The sequence below is a fragment of the Stella humosa genome (assembly GCF_006738645.1).
Lineage (GTDB): Bacteria > Pseudomonadota > Alphaproteobacteria > ATCC43930 > Allostellaceae > Allostella > Allostella humosa.
The window spans coordinates 792,544-817,192 of the sequence record NZ_AP019700.1 but is presented as its reverse complement, the minus strand read 5'-3'; the positions used below and the strand labels follow the sequence as shown (position 1 = coordinate 817,192).

The 24,649-nt window shown below is 70.7% G+C and carries 19 protein-coding genes; 9 read left to right on the top strand and 10 right to left on the bottom strand.

All coding sequences use genetic code 11. The annotated features are described in order from the left end of the window. Positions 1-67: 67 nt before the first annotated feature. A complete protein-coding gene (locus STVA_RS03825) occupies positions 68-2,152 on the bottom strand; it encodes an NADH:flavin oxidoreductase (RefSeq protein ID WP_123694051.1) in 2,085 nt (694 codons plus the stop codon). 105 nt (positions 2,153-2,257) lie between these two features. On the opposite strand from STVA_RS03825, the gene STVA_RS03820 reads away from it, so the two are divergent. Then, positions 2,258-3,223, top strand: coding sequence for a LysR substrate-binding domain-containing protein (locus STVA_RS03820; protein ID WP_123694053.1), 966 nt, complete (start codon positions 2,258-2,260; stop codon positions 3,221-3,223). Here STVA_RS03820 and ada read toward each other — a convergent pair. The 5 genes from ada to STVA_RS03795 all read right to left on the bottom strand — a co-directional run bounded on the left by ada (position 3,220) and on the right by STVA_RS03795 (position 8,913). Beyond that, entirely contained in the window at positions 3,220-4,323 is a 1,104-nt protein-coding gene (gene ada, locus STVA_RS03815) for a bifunctional DNA-binding transcriptional regulator/O6-methylguanine-DNA methyltransferase Ada (protein WP_123694055.1), read from the bottom strand. The two genes, STVA_RS03820 and ada, sit on opposite strands and share 4 nt — an antisense overlap. A 75-nt stretch (positions 4,324-4,398) precedes the next feature. Then, positions 4,399-5,052 carry a class I SAM-dependent methyltransferase gene (locus STVA_RS03810; RefSeq protein WP_123694057.1) on the bottom strand — a complete coding sequence of 218 codons (654 nt, stop codon included), beginning with the start codon at positions 5,050-5,052 and terminating at the stop codon, positions 4,399-4,401. An 83-nt stretch (positions 5,053-5,135) separates the two neighbouring features. Further along, positions 5,136-6,551, bottom strand: coding sequence for a pyruvate kinase (gene pyk / locus STVA_RS03805; protein WP_123694059.1), 1,416 nt, complete (start codon positions 6,549-6,551; stop codon positions 5,136-5,138). A gap of 82 nt (positions 6,552-6,633) precedes the next feature. Then, on the bottom strand, positions 6,634-7,911 hold the full coding sequence (locus STVA_RS03800) for a glycerate kinase type-2 family protein (RefSeq protein WP_197735781.1): 1,278 nt from the start codon (positions 7,909-7,911) through the stop codon (positions 6,634-6,636). A 63-nt stretch (positions 7,912-7,974) separates the two neighbouring features. Continuing rightward, positions 7,975-8,913 carry a DMT family transporter gene (locus tag STVA_RS03795; RefSeq protein ID WP_123694061.1) on the bottom strand — a complete coding sequence of 313 codons (939 nt, stop codon included), beginning with the start codon at positions 8,911-8,913 and terminating at the stop codon, positions 7,975-7,977. Positions 8,914-9,036: 123 nt separating this feature from the next. Here STVA_RS03795 and STVA_RS03790 point away from each other — a divergent pair, with 123 nt between their 5' ends. The 4 genes from STVA_RS03790 to STVA_RS03775 are packed head-to-tail and all read left to right on the top strand — an operon-like array spanning position 9,037 to position 11,428. Beyond that, positions 9,037-9,846, top strand: a complete 810-nt coding sequence (locus tag STVA_RS03790; RefSeq protein ID WP_123694063.1) for an N-formylglutamate amidohydrolase — start codon at positions 9,037-9,039, stop codon at positions 9,844-9,846. Between the two features lie 22 nt (positions 9,847-9,868). Next, positions 9,869-10,171, top strand: coding sequence for a DUF1244 domain-containing protein (locus tag STVA_RS03785; RefSeq protein WP_123694065.1), 303 nt, complete (start codon positions 9,869-9,871; stop codon positions 10,169-10,171). Continuing rightward, on the top strand, positions 10,171-10,485 hold the full coding sequence (locus STVA_RS03780) for a DUF2312 domain-containing protein (protein ID WP_123694067.1): 315 nt from the start codon (positions 10,171-10,173) through the stop codon (positions 10,483-10,485). The genes STVA_RS03785 and STVA_RS03780 overlap by 1 nt, the downstream gene beginning before the upstream one ends. Continuing rightward, entirely contained in the window at positions 10,466-11,428 is a 963-nt protein-coding gene (locus STVA_RS03775) for a DUF2806 domain-containing protein (RefSeq protein WP_123694069.1), read from the top strand. Before STVA_RS03780 ends, STVA_RS03775 begins: the two co-directional genes overlap by 20 nt. Before the next feature lie 6 nt (positions 11,429-11,434). On the opposite strand, the gene STVA_RS03770 is transcribed toward STVA_RS03775, so the two are convergent. Together STVA_RS03770 and STVA_RS03765 are read right to left on the bottom strand one after the other, a co-directional pair. Beyond that, positions 11,435-14,542 carry a PAS domain-containing protein gene (locus STVA_RS03770; protein WP_123694071.1) on the bottom strand — a complete coding sequence of 1,036 codons (3,108 nt, stop codon included), beginning with the start codon at positions 14,540-14,542 and terminating at the stop codon, positions 11,435-11,437. An 81-nt stretch (positions 14,543-14,623) separates the two neighbouring features. Beyond that, a complete protein-coding gene (locus STVA_RS03765; protein ID WP_123694073.1) occupies positions 14,624-18,094 on the bottom strand; it encodes an indolepyruvate ferredoxin oxidoreductase family protein in 3,471 nt (1,156 codons plus the stop codon). 184 nt (positions 18,095-18,278) lie between these two features. Between STVA_RS03765 and STVA_RS03760 the strand changes: the two genes are divergently transcribed. Genes STVA_RS03760 through leuD form a run of 3 tightly spaced genes read left to right on the top strand, consistent with a single transcriptional unit; the run spans position 18,279 to position 21,273 of the window. Beyond that, positions 18,279-19,256, top strand: coding sequence for an NAD-dependent epimerase/dehydratase family protein (locus STVA_RS03760; RefSeq protein WP_123694075.1), 978 nt, complete (start codon positions 18,279-18,281; stop codon positions 19,254-19,256). Between the two features lie 9 nt (positions 19,257-19,265). Then, positions 19,266-20,681: a 3-isopropylmalate dehydratase large subunit gene (leuC, locus tag STVA_RS03755; RefSeq protein ID WP_123694077.1), complete on the top strand. Its 1,416-nt coding sequence runs from the start codon at positions 19,266-19,268 to the stop codon at positions 20,679-20,681. A 1-nt stretch (position 20,682) separates the two neighbouring features. After that, complete coding sequence (leuD, locus tag STVA_RS03750; protein ID WP_123694079.1) at positions 20,683-21,273, top strand: 3-isopropylmalate dehydratase small subunit; 591 nt, start codon at positions 20,683-20,685, stop codon at positions 21,271-21,273. Positions 21,274-21,330: 57 nt separating this feature from the next. Here leuD and STVA_RS03745 read toward each other — a convergent pair whose 3' ends face one another. Then, complete coding sequence (locus STVA_RS03745; protein WP_123694081.1) at positions 21,331-22,167, bottom strand: class I SAM-dependent methyltransferase; 837 nt, start codon at positions 22,165-22,167, stop codon at positions 21,331-21,333. A 137-nt stretch (positions 22,168-22,304) separates the two neighbouring features. Here STVA_RS03745 and STVA_RS03740 point away from each other — a divergent pair, with 137 nt between their 5' ends. Then, positions 22,305-23,738, top strand: coding sequence for an aminotransferase-like domain-containing protein (locus STVA_RS03740; protein WP_123694083.1), 1,434 nt, complete (start codon positions 22,305-22,307; stop codon positions 23,736-23,738). Positions 23,739-23,752: 14 nt separating this feature from the next. Here STVA_RS03740 and STVA_RS03735 read toward each other — a convergent pair whose 3' ends face one another. Beyond that, entirely contained in the window at positions 23,753-24,649 is an 897-nt protein-coding gene (locus STVA_RS03735) for an isocitrate lyase/PEP mutase family protein (protein ID WP_123694085.1), read from the bottom strand.

Sequence of the window (24,649 nt, the reverse complement as noted above, 5' to 3'; positions counted from 1 at the left end):
CGCCCCACCACCGGAGTATGCACCCCAAGCCCCCGGGAAGTTCAACCTCGCGCAGCCGGGCCCGGCCCTAAAAGCGCGCGCAGAGCCGCTGGGCATCCAGGATCGCAGCATGGATGTCCCGGCTCGCCACCGCGTCGCCTATCCGGTGCAGTTCGAACGCCGGCGCCGGTGCGGCATGGCCGGGCTCGTTGCGAGCATGTTCCAGGATGGCGCCGCCGAAGTCGGTCACGCCGTCGTTGGCCGAGAGATCGCGCAACTGGCGAAACAGTGCGTCGACCGGCATCGTCCCGTTCTCCACCACCACCCGGCCGGCGGCGGCGGACATCTCGGCGCCCGTCAGTTCGTGGCAAAATCGCGCGACCAGGCCGTTCCCGGCGCGGACGACCTCCACCAGCCGGTGCTCCGTCACGATCGGGATGCGTTCCTCGGCGAAGCGCTTGCGGAAGATCACCCGATCGGGATAGGGCATTTCCGCCGCCAGGGTCTCGTCCATGCTGACGAACCGCACCGCGTGGCCCTGCTCGGCCAGATGCAGGGCGCAGGAGACCGCCGGGTGGCGGCCGGTCCCGTCATAGACCAGCACCTCCTCGCGGACGGCAATCCGCCCCGTCAGCACGTCCGCCACGCCGTTGCACAGGTCGGCGCCGGGGAACCAGTCGAGGTCGGGCACGCCGCCGGTGGCGATGACGACGATGTCGGGCCGTTCCGCCCCTATCATCGCCGCGTCGCCATGGGTCTGGAGCCGGACGCGGACGCCAAGGCGCGCCAGTTCGCTCTCGCGCCAGTCGATAATGCCGATCAACTCGCGGCGCGGGGTCGCGGCCGCGGCGGCAAGGACCTGGCCGCCGAGCCGGCGGCCGGCCTCCAGCAGGACCACTTCGTGGCCGCGCTCGGCCGAGACGCGGGCCGCTTCCAGCCCGGCCGGGCCGCCGCCGACCACCAGGACCTTCCGCGGCCGCCCCGGGGACCGGTCGATTGCATGGGACAGCGTCGTCTCGCGCCCGCTGGCCGCGTTATGGATGCAGTTGACCTTCTTGTAGAGGCAGTAGGAGGCGCCGACGCAGGGACGGATCGTCGCTTCCTGCCCCGCCATCAGCTTGTTGACGATGTGGGGATCGGCGATATGCGCCCGCGTCATGCCCACCATGTCGACCAGGCCGCGCGCCACCGCATCGCGGGCGGTCGCGATGTCGCGGATGCCGGCCGAGTGGAACACCGGCAGCCGCGTCTCCCGCTTGAAGGCCCCGACCGCATCCAGGAACGGCGCATGGGGCTGGGCCATGCCGGGCATGTTGTGCTCAGCCAGCACCAGGTCGTTGTCCATCCGGCCGAAGATGCAGTTGAAGAAGTCGATCTGGCCCTCGCGTTCGAAGATGCGGGCGATCGCCAGGCATTGCTCGAAGTCGAGCCCATCCTCCGTGTCATCGGTCCCAGGGCCCTCGTCGATGACGAAGCGGATGCCGACGATCATCTGGTCGCCGACGCGGCGGCGGATCTCCTCGTGCACCATCAGGCCGAAGCGCACCCGGTTCTCGAGCGAGCCGCCGAAGCCGTCGGACCGATGGTTGGTGCGCGGCGACAGGAACTGGCCGATCAGGTGCCCGCCGGTCACCGTCTCCAGCCCGTCGAGACCGCCTTCCTTGCAGCGCAAGGCGGCCGCGCCATAGTCGGCGACGATGCGCCGGATGTCGGCGGCGTCCATCTCCCGCGGAAAACTGCGCGTGCGCGTCTCCCGCACGCGCGAGGGGGCGACCGCTGGCAACCAGTTCGCCGTGGCGGAGCTGGCGCGGCGGCCCAGATGGGAGATCTGGCACATGGCCGCTGCGCCGTGGCGGTGGATGCGCGCCGCCAGCGCCTGGAAATGCGGGACGATGCCGTCAGTGGAGACGTCGAGTTGCCCGCCGCCCCAGTTGGAATCGGGCGAGGTCATGGCCGAGCCGCCGAACATCGTCAGCGCCAGGCCGCCCAGGGCCTTTTCCTCGTGATACCGCTGGTAGCGCTCCAGCGGCAGGCCGCCATCGTCGAGCATCGAGGCATGGCTGGTGCTGACGATGCGGTTGCGCAGGACGAGATGCCTGAGCCGGAACGGTCGCAGCAGCGGGTCGTCCGCGCCCGCCGGGGGTTCGCTGTCGATGGTCGCGATGCCGCTCATGCCCTGCCTGTCCGTTCCCGCGCCGCCCGTGCGTGCTGGCAGCGTCCGGCCTTCTCACGACGATAGGAAGCTGGATTAATCTTTGGGTGGCTATACGCTGGACGCATGTCCCGACTGGCCAGTCTCGTCCCCTCGGCACGCGGCCTGTACGTCTTCGAGGCGGCCGCGCGAACGGGCAGTTGCAGCGCGGCCGCGCGCGAATTCAACGTCACGCAGCCCTCGGTCAGCCGCAACGTCGCGCAGCTCGAGGCGGCGCTGGGCGTGAAGCTGTTCATCCGGGGGCCATCGGGGCTGACCCTGACGGCCGAAGGGCGGTCGCTGCATGACGCGCTGCGATCCGGGTTCGGCCAGATCGAGACCGCGATCGAGGGGCTGCTGGCGGACGGCAGCCGCCGGCCGGCGGTCACGCTGTCGCTATCCAGCGCCTTTGTCACCCACTGGTTCGTGCCGCGCCTGGGCGCCTTCAACGCCGCCTTTCCGACGATCGACCTGCGCTTCGAGCTCATCTCGGGCGCGTTGCGGGGGCCGGCCACCAATGTCGACCTGGCCACGCGCATGCTGGCGGACGAAGACCCCCTCTATCACCGCTGGGACTTCGCGCCGGAGATCGTCGTTCCCGTATGCAGCCCGGCATACCTCCGGGCGCATGGTCCGCTCGACCACGCCTCCGACGGCGCCGGCCACACGCTGCTGAACCTGACCGATCGCCAGCTTGAGTGGACCGCCTTGTGGGGCGAGATCGGGCAACGGCGCTCCCGGCAGGCCAGTTGGCTGGAATTCCCCGACTATGCGGTGGTCGTCCAGGCGGCGATGAATGGCGAGGGCATCGCGCTCGGCTGGCTGGGTGTGGTTGCCAGCCAGATCCGGAACGGCGCGCTGGTGCCGGCGTCGGCCCGGCGGATCGCCACGGGCCGCACCCACCATCTGATCGCGCCGCGGGCGCGCGCCATCCGCCAGGTCGTGCTCGATATCCGCGACTGGCTGACAGCGGGCATGGCCGACGACATCGCGGCCGTCATGCCATGCCTGCCCGCACCCGTCGCAGCCGACCGGCCTCCCGTCCCGGGCTAGCCGGCGGAGAGCGCCGACCGTCGGCCGCCCGTGCCGGCAACCGCCCGCTCTCGCTCGCTCTTCAACAGGCTCGCCTTGCGGTCGGTGCCCCAGCGATACCCGGACAGCGTGCCGTCGCCGCGCACGACGCGGTGGCAGGGCACGACCAGCGCGGCCGGGTTCGTGGCGCACGCCCGTGCCACCGCCCGCACCGCAGCCGGCTGGCCGATGCGCCGGGCGATCTCGCCGTAGCTGGCCGTGTCGCCCGATGGGATCTTCTGCAACTCCTGCCAGACGCGCCGCTGGAAGGCGGTGCCGCGCAGGTCGAGCGGCAGCTCGGGGTGGGGCAACCGGCCTTCCAGATAGTCGATGACGGCCGCCAGGATGTCGGCCAGCCCGCTGTCGTCCGCCGCCAGTTCGGCTGCCGGAAACTCGGCCGCCAGGTCGGCCTTCAGCCGTTCCACGTCGTCGCCCAGGGCCACGAAGCAGACGCCGACATCGGTCGCGGCGGCCAGCACCTGGCCTAGCGGCCCATCGGCCGCGGCATAGGCGATGCGCTCGCCCGTGCCACCGCGGCGGTAGCGGCCGGGGGTCATCCCCAGTTCGCGGGCAGCCCGCTCATAGACGCGGCTGGACGAGCCGAAGCCAGCACCGAAGGTGGCGCCGGCGATCCCCTCCCCCGCCTTCAGGTCGTCGCGGAACCGGCGGATGCGCAGCGCGTCGGCATATTCCTTGGGCGACAGGCCGAGGAACTGCCGCATCAGGCGCTGGAGGTGAAAGGGGCTGGCGCCCAGCGCCTGGCCCAGCTCGGCCAGGCCGGGCGGGCTCTCGTCGGCCGCCTCGATCAGGCGGCAGGCCCGGCGGACCAGCACCACGCGCTCGTCCTGGCTCTCTACCGCATCCGGCCGGCAGCGCAGGCAGGCGCGGAAGCCGGCCGCGCGCGCGGCCTCGGGCAGGGGATAGAAGGCCACGTTCTCGCGGCGCGGCCGGCGGCTGGCGCAGCCGGCGCGGCAGAATATGCCCGTCGTCCGCACGGCATAGACGAACCGTCCGGCGGCGGCCTCGTCGCGATCGACGACCGCCGTCCAGCAGGCCGCCTCGTTCATCGACATCGCTTCCATGGCAGGGCTCCGTTCGTTGATGCCCTAACCTGGGGCCTCCCCGCCCGCCATTATATCCGGAGCTTGCGCGGCCGTTCAGTCGCGGCGGAAGCGCACCAGGCTCCAGTAGCCGAACAGGTTCACGCGCTCCTCCGCCACGAAGGTGAGCGGGGTGACCGAGATCAGCTCGTCCAGCGACAGCGGCCGGAAGCCGATGGTGTTGGAGGCCGGCGCCAGCGCCCGCTCGACCACGCTCATCGGCCCGCGCCCGGTCCAGAAATGGTTCAGCACGAGCGCCTCGCCACCTGGCTTCAGCACGCGGCGCACCTCCACCATCAGGCGGTCGGGATGCGGCACGACCGAGGCCACGTGCATCAGCACGATCGAGTCGAAGGACTGCGCCGGGAAGGCCATCGCCTCGGCGTCCATCACCCGCAGGTCCTCGACATGCGTCAGGCCCAGGCGGGCCACGCGGCGGCGCGCCTGGTCCAGCATCTTGTCGGAAACGTCGATGCCGACGACCTGCGAGGACTTGTAGAGCGGCAGCGAAAGGCCGGTGCCGACCCCCACCTCCAGCACGCGCAAGCCCGGCGCCCGTTCCGCCGCGGCGACGGCACGCCGCCGCCCGGGATTCAGGATCGGGCCGAAAATACCGTCATAGACCCGGGCATACCGGTCATAGGTCCGCCGGATCGCATCCGGGTCAAGATGACGCCGGGCGATCTCTTCCGCCCAAACCTTGATCTTCATGCAGAAAGGCTCGTTTCCCCCATCGCCGACGAGGCCGATGCGACGGTCCCCATCGAATCGGCATCCTAGCGTGGAAAGCCGATCTATTCGACCCAGGCGATGCGCAGCGTGTTGGTGGAGCCCGGCGTCCCGAACGGCACGCCGGCAGTGATCACGATCCGGTCCCCGGAGCGCGCGAAGCCCTCCTGTACCGCAAGTTTGCGGGCTCGTTCCACCATGTCCGAGAAGGATCGGATGTCGCGGGTCAGAACCCAGTGCACCCCCCACAACACGGCCAGCCGGCGGGCGGTTCCCACATGCGCCGTCAGCCCGAGGATGGGCGAGGTCGGCCGCTCGCGCGCCGCGCGCAGAGTGGTCGAACCGGATGTCGTGAAGGTGCAGATGGCGGCCGCCCCGATGGTCTGCGAGACCTGGGCGGCTGCCGCCGAGATGGCGTCGGCGGCGGTATGCTCGGGCTGGGAATGCTCGGCATCCATGATCGGCCGGTAGAGCGGGTCCTGCTCCACCTTGGCGATGATGCGGTTCATGATCTCGACCGCCTCGCGCGGGTAGGCGCCGGCCGCGGTCTCGGCCGACAGCATCACCGCATCGGCGCCGTCATAGACCGCGGTCGCCACGTCGGATGCCTCGGCGCGCGTGGGGGCGGGCGACTGCACCATCGATTCCAGCATCTGGGTCGCCACCACCACCGGCTTGCCGGCGACGCGGCACGCCCGCACGATACGCTTCTGCAACCCCGGCACGTCCTCGGGCGGCATCTCGACGCCGAGGTCGCCGCGCGCGACCATCACGGCGTCGGTCAGGTCGAGGATCTCCTGCAACCGTTCGATCGCCTGGGGCTTCTCCAGCTTCACCATGACGGCCGCACGGCCCTCGATCAGCTTGCGCGCCTCGGCCACGTCCTCGGGCCGCTGCACGAAGGAGAGCGCGATCCAGTCGGCGCCGATGTCCAGGCCGAAGCGCAGGTCGCGGCGGTCCTTGTCGGTCAGCGCCGACACGGGCAGCACGGCATTGGGTACGTTGACGCCCTTGCGGTTGCTGAGCGGGCCGCCGGTGATGACCAGCGTCTCGGCCACCTTGCCCCGCACCTTCTCGACGCGCAGGCGGATGCGCCCGTCATCGAGCAGCAGGTCGGTGCCGGGCGAGATCGCCTCGAAGATCTCCGGATGGGGCAACGGTGCCCGGGTCTCGTCGCCCGGCTTGTCGGTCAGGTCGAGCCGGAAGCCTTGCCCGGCCTTCAGCATGATCTTGCCGTCGGCGAAGGTGCCGACGCGCAGCTTTGGTCCCTGGAGGTCGACCAGGATCCCGATCGGGCGCTTGCGCTCCTGCTCGATGGCGCGGATCACGTCGTAGCGCACGCGATGCTCGTCGTGGGTGCCGTGGCTGAAATTCAGCCGGAAGACGTCGACCCCGGCATCGAACAGCGCGCCGATGACCTCTGGCGTGCCGCTCGCCGGTCCCAGCGTCGCCACGATCTTGGTGCTGCGATTCCGCCGCATCGTTCCTCCCGAGACTGGACCAGTGATCGACGATACACGCCCGCCCGGACGAGCGCGACCGCCCTGCCGCATGAATTCCCGCTCATGAAACCGGCAATACGAGGATCGCCCGGAAGTCGTTGACGTTGGTCAGCGTCGGGCCGGTGCGGACAAGGTCGCCCAGGCCCGCGAAGAAGCCGTAGCCGTCATTGTCGGCCAGGCGCTCGCGCGCCTCGATCCCGGCCGCGCGACCGCGCTGGATGCTGTCTGGATGCAGCAGGGCGCCGGCATTGTCCTCGGTGCCGTCGATGCCGTCGGTGTCGCCCGCCAGCGCGTGGATGCCGGGTGCGCCATCCAACGCAACCGCCAGCGCCAGCAGGAACTCCGCGTTGCGGCCCCCCCGGCCCCGGCCCCGCACCGTGACGGTCGTCTCGCCGCCCGACAGCAGCACGGCCGGTGCCGGCAGGGGCTGGCCGCGGCGCTGCACCTGGCGGGCGATGGCGGCGTGGACGAGCGCCACGTCGCGCGCCTCGCCCTCGATGGCATCGCCCAGGACGATGGGCGTGAGCCCCACCGCCCGCGCGCGCTCGGCCGCGGCGTCGAGCGCCATCTGCGGCGTCGCCACCATGACGAAGCGGGTGTTGGCGAAGATGGGGTCGCCCGGCTTGGGCGTCTCGTCCAGCGCTGCCGCCAGGCGGGCGGCAATGGCCGGCGGCGGAGTGATGCCGTACTTGGCCAGCACACCCCGGGCATCGGCATAGGTGGTCGGGTCCGGCACGGTCAGGCCGGAGGCGATCACCGCCGGGTCGTCGTTGGGCACGTCGGAGATGGCCAGCGCCACCAGGCGCGCGGGGGCGGCCGCCTGGGCCAGCCGGCCACCTTTGATCGCCGACAGGTGCTTGCGGATCGTGTTGATCTCGCCGATCGTGGCACCAGAGCGCAGCAGGTCGGTCGTCAGCGCGCGCTTGTCGTCGAGCGTGATGCCGGGTGCCGGCAGGCCCAGCAGGGCCGAGCCACCGCCCGAGACCAGGCACAGCACCAGGTCGTCCGGCCCCAGGCCACGCACCAGCCCCAGGATCTCTTCCGCCGCCGCGGTGCCGGCGGCATCCGGCATCGGGTGCGATGCCTCTACCACGCGGATGCGCCGGCACGGCACGGCATGGCCATATCGGGTGACGACCAGCCCTTCCAGCGGCCCCGGCCAATGTGCCTCGACCGCGGCCGCCATGCTGGCGGCGGCCTTGCCGGCACCGACCACGATCGTGCGGCCGCGGGGCGGCGGCGGCAGGAAGCGCGGCACGGCCAGCGCGGGATCGGCGGCGGCCAAGGCGGCGGCGAAAAGGTCGCGCAACAGCGCATCTGGCGCGGGCATCACGGTCATGCGGTCCCCTGGAGGCTTCAGGCAGCAGGCTTCGGGCAGCAGGCTTCGGGCGTTTGCCCGACACTATGGGCCGGCGGGGCGCTCGGCAATCGCTCCGCTGGCCATGGCCCGTCGCGGCCGGCCGAGACCGCGCGCGGCGACCGCGATGCCGGCCAGCACCGCCAGCCCGCCCAGCCATTGCAGCCAGCCCAGCCCCTCGCCCAGCCAGGCCCAGGCGAAGAGCGCCGCCAGCACCGGCTCGGACAGCAGCGCCAGGGCCGAGAAGCCGGCCGGCAGATGGGCCAGCGCAAAGGCGATCAGCCCTTGGCCCAGGGCGTGGGACAGCAGCCCCAGCCCGACCAGCACCGCCCAGCCCGCCAGCGTCGCCGGCCAGAACCCCTCGCCCGAGATCCAGGCGACCGGCAGCAGCACGACCGCCGTCGCCAGCGACGTCCACAGCATGATGCCGCCCGTTCCCAGGCGCGCGCGCAGGCTGCGCACGACCAGGAAGTAGCCGGACCAGCACATCGCCGTCGCCACCCCCAGCCCATCGCCCAGGGCATGGTCGCCGCCGATCCGCATGCTTTGGCCGAGCAGGCAGAGCGCGCCCGCGAAGGCCAGCGCCATGCCGCCGAGGAAACGCGCGCTCACCCGCTCGCCGAACAGCAGCCAGGCGCCGAAGGCGACGAAGATCGGGTTGAAGTTGGCGAAGAGCGTGGCGTTGGCAACGCTGGTGAAGCGGATCGACCAATGCCAGAAGGCAAGGTCGCCCGCGAAGAACACGCCCGCTGCCAGCAGCCGCCAGCGGTCGACCGGCCGGATCGGCATGGGCGCGCGGTCGGCCGCGGCCACAAGCAGGGCCAGGATCGGCACGGCCAGGGCCGCCCGCCAGAACGCGGTCACCGTCGGCCCGACCTCGGACAGGCGCACCAGGATCGGCGACAGGGCGATGCAGGCCCCGCCGACGGCGAGGGCGACCAGGGCCAGGTGGAACGCGGATGGACGGCGGGACGGGCTCGGCATGGGCGGGATGCTTATAGCCCAGGCACGCGCCGGTGGCCGCCCCCTCCCTTCCGTCGAACCTCCTTTCGTCGCAAACGCCCGGCGCCTATAAGTCCCGGCTGCCTTCGACGAGATCCGGCCCCGATGAACGACCGAGCCACGCCCCTGAACGGCCCCCTGCTGGGCCCGGACGACCCGCCGGCCTGGCGCGTCGCCAACGATGGCGGGCGGGCGCCGCTGCTGCTGCTCTGCGACCATGCCAGCAACCGCATCCCGGCCAGCCTGGGTACGCTGGGGCTATCGCCGGACGAGCTTGGCCGCCACATCGCCTGGGACATCGGTGCCGCGGCGGTGACGGAGCGGATGGCGGTCCTGCTGGACGCGCCGGCGCTCTTCACCGGCTATTCGCGCCTGGTGCTGGACTGCAACCGCCATCCCGGCAGCCCGGGCGCATCGCCGGCCACCTCCGACGGCGTCGCCATCCCCGGCAATGCCGGACTGACGGCAGCCGAGGCCGACGCACGATCGACCGCCCTGTTCCGTCCCTACCAGCAGGCGGTGACAGACCGCATCGCCGGGTTCATTGCCGCCGGGCGGGTGCCGGCCCTCGTCTCCATCCACAGTTTCACCCCGGCCATGAACGGCTTTGCCCGCCCCTGGCATGTCGGCATCCTGTGGGACCAGGATCCGCGGATTGCCCGGCCGCTCATGGACGCGCTGGGGGCGATCGACGGGCTGGTCGTGGGCGACAACGAGCCCTACTCCGCCCGCCGGCCGCAGGGCTACACCACCGCCCACCACGGCACCGGCGGCGGGCTGCCGCACGTCCTGGTGGAGATCCGCCAGGACCTGATCGCCGACGAGACCGGCGTGGTCGAATGGGCCGACCGGCTGGCAGCGGCCTTGAAACCGATCCTTGCCGACCCGAAGCTCTACGCCATCCGGCATTACTGACCCCGGCACGAGGAGGACCGCCATGGACGACAAGACGCGGATCGAACTGGAGGCGGCCGCCTTCCGCCATCTGGTGCAGCACCTGCGCGAGCGCGACGACGTGCAGAACATCGACCTGATGAACCTGGCCGGTTTCTGCCGCAATTGCCTGTCCAAATGGTACCGGGCCGCGGCCGAGGAGCGGGGTGTAGCCTTGTCCGACCCGGCCGCGCGCGAGATCGTCTACGGCATGCCCTACGACGAGTGGAAGTCCAAGCACCAGAAGGAGGCCAGCGTGGAGCAGAAGAAGGCGTTCGACCAGAGCCAGGGACACAAGGGGCACTGATGGCACGCGCAGCCGAGCTTCGCAGCGAGCGGGGCGAGAAGACCCAGAGCGTGGTCACCGCCGGCGTCACCGCCGACCAGCTTCGGTCCTTCATCGAGCGCATCGAGCGCCTGGAGGAAGAGAAGAAGGCGTTGGCCGAGGACATCAAGGAGGTCTATGCCGAGGCCAAGAGCGAGGGCTTCGACACCAAGATCATGCGCCAGGTGATCCGCATCCGGAAGATGGACGAGGCCGACCTGCAGGAACAGGAAGAGCTGATCGACGTCTACAAGCGGGCGCTCGGCATGCTGCCCGATGTCGAAACCGGGGAATGACGGCGGGGCGGGGACCGACGAAGACCCGGTCTCCCCTCCCGATCCCGCCACCGCCGATCCCGAGCCCGCCACAGCGGCAGGCAAGCGGCCCTCGGAGACGCCGGCGCGCCAGCGGCATCGCCGTTTCGTCGACACGGTCGGCCAGTTGCTGGGCCTGCTCGACGAGGCGGGCGAGACGGTGCCGCCGGAACGCCAGGCGAGCCTGCTGCGGGGCGCGTGGGACGAGCGGCGCCAGCAGACCCTCCTGACGATCGCGGGCCTGGCACGGCGGGCCCTGGTCGGCCGCGTCGGCGAGGGCCGGCCGTCGCCGATGTGGCTCGACCGCTTCCTTGCTTCCGCGGCCGATGCGCACGACCCGGCGGTGCAGACGATCTATGCCCGCATGCTGGCGACCGAGACCTTGCGCCCGGGCACCGTGTCGCTGGCCGCCCTGCTGCACATGCGCACGATGGATGCCCAGGAGCTGACGCGCTTCACCAAGCTGGCGCAGTTCGCCATCGGCAATTTCGTCGTCCGCCTGAAGGACAGCTTCTACGAGAAGTACGGCCTGGACGGCGAGGACCTGTTCTATTTCGAGGAATGCCGCCTGCTGCGGTCGGGCGGCAGCAACGTGAAGCAGTTCCCGAGCCAGATCGAGGATCGCTTCCAGACCCACCTGCTCCTGGCCGACCGGGTGCTGCGGGTGACCGCGGCCGAGCCCGAGCGCAAGCTGGTCCTGCCCTGCTACCGGCTGACGGCGGCCGGCACCGACATCGCCGAGGCCATGGCCCTGCCGGTCGTCAACGAATACATCACGCAGTTGGTAGAACTGCTCGAGAAGCGCGGCTACACCGTGGCCCACGCCTCCATCGTCGAGCGCGGCGACCGCAATACCGTCGCCCGGCACAGCCGCTTCTCCGAGGTCGTGTCCTTCAGCCAGTTTCGCGGCAAGCGCCGCCGCTGATGCCGCTCAGCGGGCGGCTGCCGTCTCCAGCAGCGCCCGCAGGCGTGCCCAGTCGACCGGCTTGGTCATCACGTCGGTGAAGCCGGCACGGCGATAGCCGGCCAGATGGTCCGGCAGCACGTCGGCGGTTAGGGCGAAGACGGGGACGGCAGCCATCGGTCCGCCGCCGGCGCGCAGGGCACGGACGGCCGTCGGCCCGTCCATCACCGGCATGTTGATGTCCATCAGCACGACATCGAACGCCTGGGATGCCAGCCGGTCGAGCGCGAGCCGCCCGTCGCCGACCACGACCGTCTCGTACCCCCAGCGCTTCAGCATGGTGTCGATCAGCAACTGGTTGATCGAATCATCCTCGGCGATCAGCACCCGCCGGCCGGGAGCGGCCGATGTGCCGCCGATCGGCGCCGGCACTGGCTCGACCGGGGCGTCCGCCAGCCGCTCCACCGCGCGCAGCGGCGTGCGGAACCAGAAGCGGGCCCCCTGGCCGCGCGCGCCGGCAACCCCGATGCCGCCCCCCATCGCCTCGGTCAGCCGGCGCGAGATGGCGAGCCCCAGACCGGTGCCGCCGAATCGCCGGCTGGTCGATTCGTCCGCCTGGCTGAAGGGCTCGAACAGGCGGGATATCTCGTCGTCCGACAGGCCGATGCCGCTGTCCTCGACGGTCCACCGCAGGTAGCGCGCATCGCCGTCGCGCTCGACATCCAGCGTCAGCAGGATGCGCCCCTGCTCGGTGAACTTCACCGCGTTGCCGACGAGGTTGGCCAGGATTTGCGTGGTCTTGGCGGCATCGCCCGCCACCTCGGCCGGCACGTCGGCCCCGATCCGGTATTCGAGCTCCAGGCCCTTGGCCTCCGCCCCGGGCGCGAAGGTGGCGGCGGCATCGGCCAGCAGCCGCGCCGGCGCCATCGGCAGTGCGGCGATCTCGATGCGGCCGGCCTCGATCCGCGAGAAGTCCAGGATCTGGTCGAGCAGGGTCAGCAGCCGCTCGATCGACCGGCGCATGACATCCAGGTAGCGCGCCTGCTCGTCGTCGACGGCCGTCCCGGCCAGGAGGTCAGCCATGCCGCGGATCCCGGTGAAGGGCGTGCGCAGCTCGTGGCTGATCATCGCCAGGAACTGCGATTTGGCGCGGCTGGCGTCCTCGGCCCGCTGGCGCGCCTGGCGCAGGTCGCCGGTTAGCTGGATAAGCCGGGCGGTCTGCTGCTGGAGATGGTCGCGCACCTCCGTCAACTGCTGCTCGCGCGCCTTCATCAGGGTGATGTCGGTGCGCAGGCCGACCCGCAGGCCGTTCGGCGTGACGTGCTGGCTGACCATGATCCAGCGGCCGTCCCGGAGTTGCCGCTCGATGCCCTCGGTCGTGCCCTCGCGATGCAGGCGGTAGCGCTGCTGGATCATCTCCTCGAGCGGCGCGGCGCCAGGGCGATAGTCGCCGGATTCCTCGCAGCGCCGGATCAACTCGAGGATCCCGGTGCCCGGCACCATGTCGGGCCCGGCCGCGGGCGTCATCTCGCGGATGCGACGGTTCGACAGGATCACCCGGTCGTCGGCGCCGCTCAGGATGAACCCCTGGTCGATGCTCTCGATGGCATCGACCAGACGGATCTCCGCCTGCTTCTGGGCGGTGATGTCGGTATGGATGCCGACCACGCCACCGTCGGCCGTGGGACGCTCGCTCGCCAGCACCCAGCGGTCGCCGGGCACCCGCTGCTCGAAGGCGTGGGCCGGCCCGCGCCGCCAGTTGGCGATGCGCCGGGCCACCTGGGCCTCGGCCTCTGCCGGCGGCATGAGGGCGGACCGCCATTCCAGCCCTGCCCGAATGGTCTCCTGAAAAGTCACGCCTTCAAGCGGGGCCATCGCCCGCAGGTGCGGGTAGATGTCGAGGAAGCGCGCATTGTGGAGGACGATCCGGTCGTCCTTGTCGAACAGCACGAAGCCGTCCTGCAGGCTCTCGATGGCATCGCGCAGGCGTTCCTCGGCGCGGTGGCTTTCGGTCACGTCTTCGGTGATGCCGAGGAGATGTCGCGGCGTGCCATCCCCATCGCGGATCACCAGCTTGGTCGAGCGCACCCGCCGCGGCCCGTCCCTGGTGTCGATCACCTCCATGACCGTGACCGGCAGTTCGCTGGCCAGCGCCGAGCGGTCGCGTCGCTCGAACTCCTCGGCCCAGAAGGACGGGAAGATGTCGCTCGCCAGCCGGCCGACGACATCCTCGCGCGGGCGGCCGAAATAGTACTCCCCGGCGCGGTTGATCAGTGTGTAGCGGAGGTCGGACGCGTCCTTGCAGGTGATCATCACCGGCATGCTGTCCAGCATGACCTGCAGGAAATCATTGGCTGCCGCCAGCGCCTCCTCGCCGTTGCGGCGCTCGGTCTCGTCCTCGCTGACGCCGAGCAGCCATTTCGGCTCGCCGTCCGGGCCCGCGATCGGCAGCTTGCGCGTGCGCAGGATCCGGTCTCCCGACGCGGTGGTGGCGACCTCCGTCTCGACGGTCATCGGCTCGCCGCTGGCCAGCACCTCGCGGTCGCGGGCCTGGAAGCCGGCTGCCTGATCGGGCGGATAGAGGTCGAAGTCGCTGGCGCCGACCATGTCGACGCCGGGGCCTACGACCTGCGCCACCGCGCGATTGGCGAAGACGTAGCGCAGGTCCGAGGCGTCCTTGCAGAAGATCGGCACCGGCACATGGTCGATCACGGTCTGGAGGAAGCCGCGCGACTGGCGCAGTTCGGCCTCCAGCGCCTTCTGGGCGGTGATGTCGAAGGACGTTCCCAGGATGCGGCGCACCCGCCCGTCGGCGTCCAGGATCGGCATCAGCGCGGTCGACCACCAGCGCGGCTGGTGCGCCAGCACGAGCCGTTCCTCGTAGCGCACCGGCCCGCGGGCCTCGACGCAACTGCGATAGCGGGCGCAGACGGCATCGGCCGCGTCCTGCGGCAGCACCGCGTGCGGCGGCTGTCCCGCCAGCATCGACTGGGCGACACCGCTCGACGCCGTGTGCGCCGCATTGAGCCCCAGATAGCGAAATCCGCCATCGGCCTCGACATCGACCACGAACGCCGCGCAGGCGATGCCTTCCAGCACCGCCATGATCTGGCTGTCGGATAGCGTATCCAGCACGGCCGGCCCTATCCCCTTTCCGTCAATGGCCGGTCGTGGTCGACCGCACCCGCGTTCCCCGAATGCGTCTGCAGCCCGCCCCTACTCCGCGGCCGTGGCGGCTGCCGCCGGTTCGCGAAAGGCCTGGCGCAGCATCGCCTCGCTGCGCCGGACCGCCTTCAGGCTCTCCTCCTTCACGTGGCCGTAGCCGCGAATGCGCTCGGGCAGGCTGGCGATCTCGACCGCCAGGCGATGGTTGTCCGGAACCAGTCCACCCATCACCTCCTCGATCGCCGTTTCATAGTCGGCAATCAGTTGCCGCTCGCCCCGGCGCTCCGCCGTCCGCCCGAACGGGTCGAATGCACCGCCACGCAGGAACTTCAGCTTCGCCAGCAAGCCGAAGGCCGACATCATCCAAGGTCCATAGGCCCGCTTCTTCAGCCGGCCGGCCTCGTCCCGTTCCGCAAGCAACGGCGGTGCCAGATGGAAGCGCAGCTTGAAATCGCCCTCGAACTGCTCCTCCAGGCGCCGGCGGAAGGTGCCGTCCGTATAGAGGCGGGCAACCTCGTACTCGTCCTTGTAGGCCAGCAGCTTGTAGTAGTTGCGCGCGACGGCCTCAGCCAAGCCCGTCATGCCGCGCGCCCTTCCCCGCTCGGCCGCCTCGACCCGGGCGACCAGGGCCGCATAGCGACCGGCATAGGCGGCATTCTGATAGGCGGTGAGCTGCTCCACCCGCAGCGCCACGATGTCGGCCAGGCTGGCGGCCGGCGCCGGCCGGGCCACGGCCGCGGGCGGGGTCGCCACCTGCTCGACCGCGGCCCGGTCATGGGCGGCCCGCCGGCCCCAGCGGAAGGCGTTGCGGTTGAACTCGACGGCAACGGCATTCAGCTCGATGGCACTCTCGATCGCCGCGCCCGAAACCGGGATCAGCCCACGCTGGTAGGCAAAGCCCAGCATGAACAGGTTGGCCGCGATCGAATCCCCCAGGAGGGCGGTGGCAATGCGGGTGGCGTCGACGAAGTCCGTGCGATCCACGCCGACGGCGTCGCGGATCGCCCCTTCGAGCCGGTCCGCCGGGAAGCGAAAATCGGGATTGCGGGTGAACTCGCCGGTCACCGTCGCCTGGCTGTTGACGACCGCGCGGGTGACGCCCGGGCGGATCTTGCCCATGGCGTCGGCGCTGGCCGCCACCACCATATCGCATGCCAGGATCAGGTCGGCCGCCCCGGCCGAGATGCGGGTGGCGTGCAGGTCCTCGGGCCGGGCGGCGATGCGGACATGGCTGAAGACCGCGCCGCCCTTCTGCGCCAGCCCGGTCATGTCGAGGGTCGAGCAGCCCTTGCCCTCGATATGCGCCGCCATGCCGAGCAGCGCGCCGATCGTCACGACCCCGGTACCGCCGACGCCAGTGACGATCATGCCGTAGGGCCGGTCGGTCGGCGGCAAGGTGGGTTCCGGCGGGTCGGCCACGACCGCGACCGGACCCCCGCCCGCCTTGCGCTTGCGCAACTGTCCGCCCTCGACGGTGACGAAGCTGGGGCAGAAGCCCTTCACGCAGGACAGGTCCTTGTTGCAGGAGGACTGGTCGATCGTGCGCTTGCGGCCGAACTCCGTCTCCACCGGCACCACCGACAGGCAGTTCGACTTGACCGAGCAGTCGCCGCAGCCCTCGCAGACGCTCTCGTTGATGAAGGCACGCCGCTGCGGATCGGCCATGGTGCCGCGCTTGCGCCGGCGCCGCTTCTCGGCGGCACAGGTCTGGTCATAGACCAGCACCGAGACGCCCGGGCACTCGCGCAGTTCGCGCTGGACGGCATCCAGGTCGTCGCGGTGATGGATGGTGACGCCCGGCGCGAAGCTGGTGCCGATCGGGTACTTGTCCGGCTCGTCGGTGACGACCGCGATGCGGCGCACGCCCTCGGCATGCACCTGGCGGGTGATCGCCGGCACGTTCAGGTCGCCGTCATGGCGCTGGCCGCCGGTCATGGCGACGGCGTCGTTGAACAGGATCTTGTAGGTGATGGTCGTCTTCGAGGCGACGGCGAAGCGGATCGCCAGGTAGCCCGAGTGGAAGTAGGTGCCGTCACCGATGTTGGCGAAGATGTGCTTGGTGTTGCTGAACGGCGCCTGGCCGACCCAGGACGCGCCCTCGCCACCCATCTGGGTGAAGGTCTGGGTGTCGCGGTCCATCCACACCGCCATGTAGTGGCAGCCGATGCCGGCCACTGCCCGGCTGCCCTCCGGCACGCGGGTCGACGTATTGTGCGGGCAGCCGGAGCAGAAATAGGGCGTGCGAACCAGTGCCGGCTTGGTGGCGGCTGCTTGCCGCTCCTGCTGGTCGATCAGGGCCAGGCGGGCACGGATCGCATCGCTGGTGTGGAAGCGCTCGATGCGGTCGGCGATCACGCGCGCGATGCCGCTCGGCAGCAACTCGTTCTGCGAAGGCAGGACGAGGCGGCCGGACGGGTCGCGCTTGCCGCTGACGACCGGGCGACGGGCGGCCGGCAGGTTGTAGAGCGCGTCCTTCAACTGCGTCTCGATGAAGGCGCGCTTTTCCTCGACGACCAGCACCTCCTCCAGCCCCTGGGCGAAGGCGCGCAGGCCCTCGGTCTCCAGCGGGAAGACCATCGCCACCTTGTAGATGCTGAGGCCGATCTCGGCCGCCTTGGCCTCGTCGATGCCGAGGTCCTCCAGCGCCTGGCGGACGTCGAGATAGGACTTGCCGGTGGTGACGATGCCGAAGCGCCGGCGCGGCCCGTCCCATACCGCCCGGTCCAGCCGGTTGGCGCGGGCATAGGCGAGTGCCGCCGGCACCTTGTAGAGATGCAGGCGCTTCTCCTGCTCCAGCGGGTCGTCGGGCCAGCGCACGTTGAGGCCGCCCGGCGGCATCTCGAAATCGGTCGGCAGGACGATTTCCAGCCGCGACGGGTCGATATGGACCGAGGCCGCGCTGTCCACCGTCTCGGCCACCGTCTTGAAGCCGACCCAGCAGGCCGAGTAGCGCGACATCGCCCAGCCATGCAGGCCGAGATCGAGGAATTCCTGGACGCCGGCCGGGTTCAGCACCGGCACGAAGGCATCCATCAGCGCGAACTCGCTCTGATGGGCCAAGGTCGAGGACTTGCAGGTGTGGTCGTCGCCCGCCAGCAGCAGCACGCCGCCATGGGGCGAGGTGCCGGCGGAGTTGCCATGCTTGAAGACGTCGCCCGAACGGTCGACGCCCGGCCCCTTGCCGTACCACATGGAGAAGACGCCATCATACTTGGCGTCCGGGAACAGGTTCAGTTGCTGGCTGCCCAGGATGGCGGTCGCCGCCAGGTCCTCGTTCACGCCCGGCTGGAAGCGGATGTGATTCTTCTCGACGAAGCGGCGGGCGGACGCCAGCGCCTGGTCGAGCCCGCCCAGGGGCGAGCCGCGATAGCCGGAGATGAAGCAGGCCGTGTTCAGCCCGGCCGCCAGGTCGCGCTGGCGCTGCATCATCGGCAGGCGGACCAGCGCCTGCGTGCCGGTGAGGAAGATCCGCCCGGATTCGAGCGCGTACTTGTCGTCGAGCGATACGGCCGCCAACGCCATGGGTGTCCTCCGGGTAGCCGGTCAGGGGCTTTCTAGCCGGTCAGGGGCTTCAAGCCTGGAAGGTAGCCCCCACACCCGCCAGCGACAATGCGCCGGGCCGGACAAAAATGCCGATCGCTCGGTCGGAGGTTTTCTGTATCTTCCGCCCCGTGCCGCCCGCCCCATCCATATCGTGCCGCCTGCGATGACCGTGCTGGTCACCGGCGCCGCCGGCTTCATCGGATTCCACGTTGCCGGCGCCCTGTTGCGCCGGGGCGAGCGGGTGGTCGGCGTCGACAGTTTCGACCCCTACTACGACGTCGGGCTGAAGGAGGCCCGCCTTGGCCTGCTGGCGCCGCAGCCCGGCTTCACGATGGTGCGCGGCGACCTGGCGGAGCCGGCCACGCTGGACCAGGTGCTGGCCGCCCATCCGGGGGTCGACCGCATCGTCCACCTGGCGGCCCAGGCCGGCGTGCGCTACTCGCTGGAGAACCCGCGCGCCTATATCCGTGCCAATGTCGGCGGCCATCTCGAGGTGCTGGAGGCGGCCCGCGCCCTGCCCGGCCTGAAGCGCATGGTCTATGCCAGCACGTCCTCGGTCTATGGCGCCAACGCCAAGCGCCCCTATGCCGTGACCGACCCGGTGGAGCAGCCGGTCTCGCTCTATGCCGCGACCAAGCGGGCGGACGAGCTTATGTCGCGGGTCTATGCCCATCTGTATGGGATTCCCCTGGTGGGCCTGCGCTTCTTCACGGTCTACGGGCCATGGGGCCGGCCGGACATGGCCTATTTCCTCTTCGCCCGCGCTATCTCCGAAGGCCGGCCGATCCGCCTCTTCGGCAATGGCACGCTGCTGCGGGACTTCACCCATGTCGACGACGTCGTGGCGGGCGTGCTGGCAGCACTCGACCGGCCGCTGCCCTGGGGCGACGGCCCGCCGCACCGGCTCTACAACCTCGGCAACAACCGGCCGGAGCCGGTGACCAAGCTGGTGGCGCTGCTGGAGCAGGCGCTGGGCCGCACGGCCATCATCGAGCCGGTGGGCATGCAGCCGGGCGATGTCGAGGCCACCGCCGCCGACATCACCGAATCCGCCCGCGACCTGGGCTTTGCCCCCAGCACGCCGCTGGAGATCGGCATTCCCGACTTCGTCGCCTGGTATCGTGGCCGTTATCCTGCATAGGCTGGCGCCATGGCATTGACGCTCTTCGAGAAGATCTGGCAGGCGCACCTGGTGGCCGAGGAGGACGGGCTCGGCCTCCTCTACATCGACCGGCATTTTCTGCAGGACGGCCCCCGGCGCAAGTTCGAGGTGCTGGAGGAACAGGGCGTGGGCGTGCGCCGCCCCGACCGCACCTTCGCCACGGTCGACCACTACCCGCCGACCGACGGCAGCCCGGTCGAGGCGATGACCCATGCCGATCGCCGCCGGGCGATCGAGGATATCGGCCGCGACGCCGCCCGGCACGGCATCCCGCTCTACGGCCTGGGCGACCCGCGCCAGGGCATCGTCCATGTGATCGGCCCCGAGCAGGGGATCAGCCTGCCGGGCACCACCATCGTCTGCAACGACTCCCACACCTCGACCCATGGCGGCGTCGGCGCCTTCGCCTTCGGGATCGGGTCGACCGAGTGCGGCCATGTGCTGGCGACCCAGACCCTGTGGATGCGCAAGCCCGGCACCATGCGCGTGACGATCGAGGGCACCGCCGCAGACGGCATCGGCGCGGACGGCATCGGCGCCAAGGACATGGCGCTGGCCGTGATCGCCCGCCTCGGCACCGCCGGGGCGGCCGGAATGGTCATCGAATATGCCGGCAGCGCGGTCCGCGCGCTATCGGTCGAAGGCCGGCTGACGCTCTGCAATATGTCGATCGAGGCCGGCGCCCGGTCGGGCATGGTGGCCCCGGACGAGGCGACCTTCGCCTATCTGGCTGGCCGCGCCCACGCCCCCACGGGTGCGGCCTGGGACGCGGCCGTCGCCCGCTGGCGCACCCTGGCCAGCGACGACGGCGCCGTCTTCGACCGCGAAGTGCGCCTGGATGCCCGTTCAATCGAGCCGGTCGTCACCTGGGGCATCAGCCCGGACCAGTCCTTGCCGATCGGCGGGCGGGTGCCGGACCCGGCCACGGCACCCGACGCCGGCCGGCAGGCGGCCTGGCAGCGGGCGCTCGACTATATGGGCCTGGTGCCGGGCACGCCGCTGACCGGCATCGCCATCGACCGCGTCTTCATCGGCTCCTGCACCAACGGCCGGATCGAGGACCTGCGCAGTGCCGCCCGCATCGTCGCCGGGCGGACGATCGCCGTCCCCGGCTGGGTCGTGCCGGGATCGGCCCAGGTGAAAGCGCAAGCCGAGGCGGAGGGGCTGGACGCGGTCTTCCGCCAATCGGGATTCGACTGGCGCGCGCCCGGCTGCTCGATGTGCGTGGCCCAGAACGGCGACGTGGTGCCGCCCGGCGAACGCTGCGCATCGACCACCAACCGCAACTTCATCGGCCGCCAGGGCCCGGGGTCCCGCACCCACCTGATGAGCCCCGCGATGGCAGCGGCCGCCGCGCTCACCGGCCGGCTGACCGACGTCCGCACCCTGGCGGTAGGGGCCTGAGATGCGCGCCTTCACCCGGCTGACGGCCGTCGCGGCCGCCCTGCCCGAGGCCGACATCGACACCGACCGCATCATCCCCGCCCGCTTCGTCGACCGCCGGCCCCAGGACGGGCTGGCGGACTGCCTCTTCCACGACGAGCGCTTCGATGGTGCGGGCCAGGAGCGGGCCGATTTCGCGCTGAACCGGCCGGCATGGCGCGATGCAGGCATCCTGGTGGCGGGCGCCAATTTCGGCTGCGGCTCGTCGCGCGAGCATGCGATCTTCGCCCTGCTCGACTACGGCATCCGGGCGGTGCTCAGCCCCGGCGCCAGCGAGATCTTCGCCAACAACGCCTTCGAGAACGGGCTGCTGATGGTGACGCTGCCGCCCGATACCGTTGCCCGTCTTCTGACCCTGCTCCAGGCCCGGCCCGGCCATCGGCTGACGGTCGACCTGGAACGCCAGGTGGTGGCCGACAGCGACGGGACCGAGGCGCCGTTCGCCATCGACCCGCGCCGCCGCCGCTGCCTGCTGGAGGGGCTGGACACGCTGTCCCTCACCTTGCGGATGACCGACCGGATCGCCGCCTTCGAGGCGCGGCACCCCGGCTGACCGGCCGCCATTTCCGGCACGGGTCGTCGGCCGGATCGATATGGGTCACGCCCGGCCTCAGCGCCGGGTTACGACGATCTCGAGATAGTCGCTGGGGGCGACCATGGTGGCGTCACCGGAGCGGTTGAAGCGGCCGATGAGGGCGACGAGATCGGCCTCCAGCGCCGCCTGGGCTGCCGGTTCGAGGGCCGCGAACGCCTTCAGCACCGGGCCGTAATAGGTGCGGAACACCTCCAGCCAGTGGGCGGCCGAGCGGTAGCGGAAGGCGAAGCTGCGCCGCGTCGCCTGGATCGTGGCGGCGTCGGGCCCGAACATCTCCTGGATGCGGGCCTCGGTGCCCCAGAGGGCGGGCGACTTCACCCCGGCCGGCGGCGGCAGGTGGGCGCCGATGGTCTTGAAGAGCTGGCCGATGAAGCCGTCCGGCGTCCAGTTGGCGAGCCCGATGCGCCCGCCCGGGCGGCAGACGCGGATCATCTCGGCCGCGGCGCGGTCCTGGTCGGGGGTGAACATGACGCCGAAGGTGGAGACTACGGCGTCGAACGACGCGTCGGCGAAGGGCAGCGCCTCGGCATCGGCCTGCTGGAAGCGAATGTCGAGCCGCTCGGCCGCCGCGCGCTCGCGGCCGCGCTCCAGCAAGGCCGGGACATAGTCGGTGGAGGTGACGCGGCACCAGCGGCGGGCCGCCGCGAGGGAGGCGTTGCCGTTACCGGCGGCAACGTCGAGAACCTCGCTTCCGGCGCGCAAGTCGGTGGCTTCGCACAACTGCTCGCCGACGAGCTGCAGCGTCGTGCCGACGATCGCATAGTCCCCGAAGGACCACGCACCCTGCTGGCGCGTCTTGACCGCGCCAAGGTCGGGCTGGGACGGGCGATCGGCAACGGAAATCGAAGTCATGGCAATCTCCCTGCACTCGTGATTGGAGGACTGACAATGGCTGCCAATCTTCCAGACAAACATGTACAGTTGCAGAGACATTTCCCGACTCTGTACCGGCCGTGGCAGCAGGCCAGTCTCGTGGAGGCATTGGGATCATGCATCCGATCGCCATAAATCCCGGCGACCCGACACCCCTGGTCGACCAGGTGGTGGGCGCGATCCGCCGGCAGATCGACGACCGCTTCCTGCGCGCCGGCGCCAAGCTGCCGTCGATCCGCAAGTTCGCCGACGTCCACGGCATCAGCCGCTTCACGGCGGTGGAGGCCTATGACCGGCTGGTGGCGCTCGGTTATCTGGAAGCCCGACGCGGGGCCGGCTTCTTCACGACCGCGGTCCGGGAGGAGCCGGGCCACCTGCCGCCGACCGAGGGACAGAAGCGCAACGAGGAGCTGGTGTCGCTGATCCGCCGGCTGCTGCATGCAGGCGAGGGCACGATCCTGGCGGGCGGCCCCTGGCTGCCCAATGCCTGGCTGGACGAAATGGGGCTGCGGCGCAGCCTGGCGGCGGTCGCCCGGCGCGCGGGACCCCACCTGATCGAGTACGGCAACCCTTTCGGCTACCTGCCGCTGCGCGAGCATCTGGCCCTGCTGCTGTCGGAGCGCGGCATCGCGGCCGGGCCGGCGCAGATCCTGCTGACCCACGGCACCAGCCAGGCGCTGGACCTGATCATGCGGCAGTTCGTGCGGCCAGGCGACGCGGTCCTGGTCGACGATCCCGGCTACTACAACCTTTTCGGCAACCTGCGGCTGCATGGCGCCCGGTTGCTGGCGGTGCCGCGCAACCCCGACGGTCCAGACCTGGACGCGCTGGAGCGGCTGGCGGCCGAGCATCGGCCGCGAATCTACTTCACCCAGTCCGTCCTGCAGAACCCGACCGGCACCGACATGAGCCCGCATGTCGGCTTCCGCGTGCTGCAACTGGCCGGGCGGCATGATTTCCTGGTGGTCGAGGACGACATCTTCTGCGACCTCCAGACCCGCCCCACCGCGCGCCTGGCCTCGCTCGACCAACTCGACCGGGTGATCTATGCCCGCAGCTTCTCCAAGACCCTGTCGGGTAGCCTGCGCGTCGGCTTCGTGGCCGCCCGCCAGTCGATCGTCGACGACCTGGCCGACATCAAGATGCTGTCGAACATCACCAGCTCACAGTTCGTCGAGCGCGTGCTCTACGCCATGCTGGTGGACGGCCACTACCGCAAGTTCCTGACCCGGCTGCACAAGCGCATCGCCGAGGCGCGGATCACCGTCATCCAGGCATTCGAGCGCATCGGCCTGGAGCTTTTCACCGAGCCCGATGCCGGCATGTTCGTGTGGGCGCGCTTCCCCCACATCGCCGACGCCATGCCGCTGACGCGCGCCGCCGCCGCCCAGGGCATCGTGCTGGCGCCGGGCGTCGTGTTCCGGCCGAACCTGGAACCCTCGCCCTGGATGCGCTTCAACGTGACGGCCTGCGACGACCCGCGCCTGCTGCGCTGGCTGGAGCAGGCGGCGCGCGGCCGGGACGACGCGATGGCGGCAGCGGCCGAGTAGCCGCCGCAGGCCCGTCAGATGCCGACCTGCTGGTCCTCCGGCGTGCCGTGGGCCGCCTCGAAGTCCCGCACCGCCTCCAGCCCCAGCAGCGTCACATAGTCGGTGAAGCTGGCGAGCGGCACCGGCATGTCGCGCGGGTCGCCGGTCTCGCGGATGTGGCGCAGGACCGACCGGATGGCGGCGATGGCCGCGAAGGTCGCCTGGCCGGGATATATGGCCAGCGCGAAGCCGAGCCGGGTCAGTTCGTCCTGGTCGATGATCGGCGTGCGGCCGCTGGCGGACGCGTTGTACATGGTCGGCGCCGGCAGGCGGCCGATGACCGCGAGTTGTTCCAGGCTGGTCGGCGCCTCGACGAAAAGGATGTCGGCGCCGGCCTCGCGATAGAGGCCGACACGGTCGAGGGCCGCCTGGAAGCCCTCGATCGCCAGCACGTCGGTGCGGGCGATGATGAGGAAATCCTGGTCGCGGCGGGAATCGACGGCGGCCTTCACCTTGGCCGCCATCTCGGCCGCGGGGATCACCCGCTTGCCCGCCAGATGGCCGCAACGCTTGGGCCAGACCTGGTCTTCCATCTGGATGGCGGCGACGCCGGCGCGCTCGTACTCGCGCACCGTGCGGCGGACATTGACCGGGCCGCCATAGCCGGTGTCGGCGTCGGCGATGACCGGCAGGTCGACCGCGTCGGCGATGCGCGCGGCATTGTCGACCATCTCGCTCATGGTCAGCAGGCCGACATCGGGCTGGCCCAGGCGGACGGCCGTGGTGGCGTCGCCCGACATGTAGACGGCATCGAAGCCGGCCTCGGCGACCAGGCGGGCCGACAGTGCGTCGGCGACGCCGGGGGCGGCCAGCACCCGCGGGCGCGCCAGCAGATCGACCAGCCGGCGGCCGGGCGTGGATGCAGCGGTCAT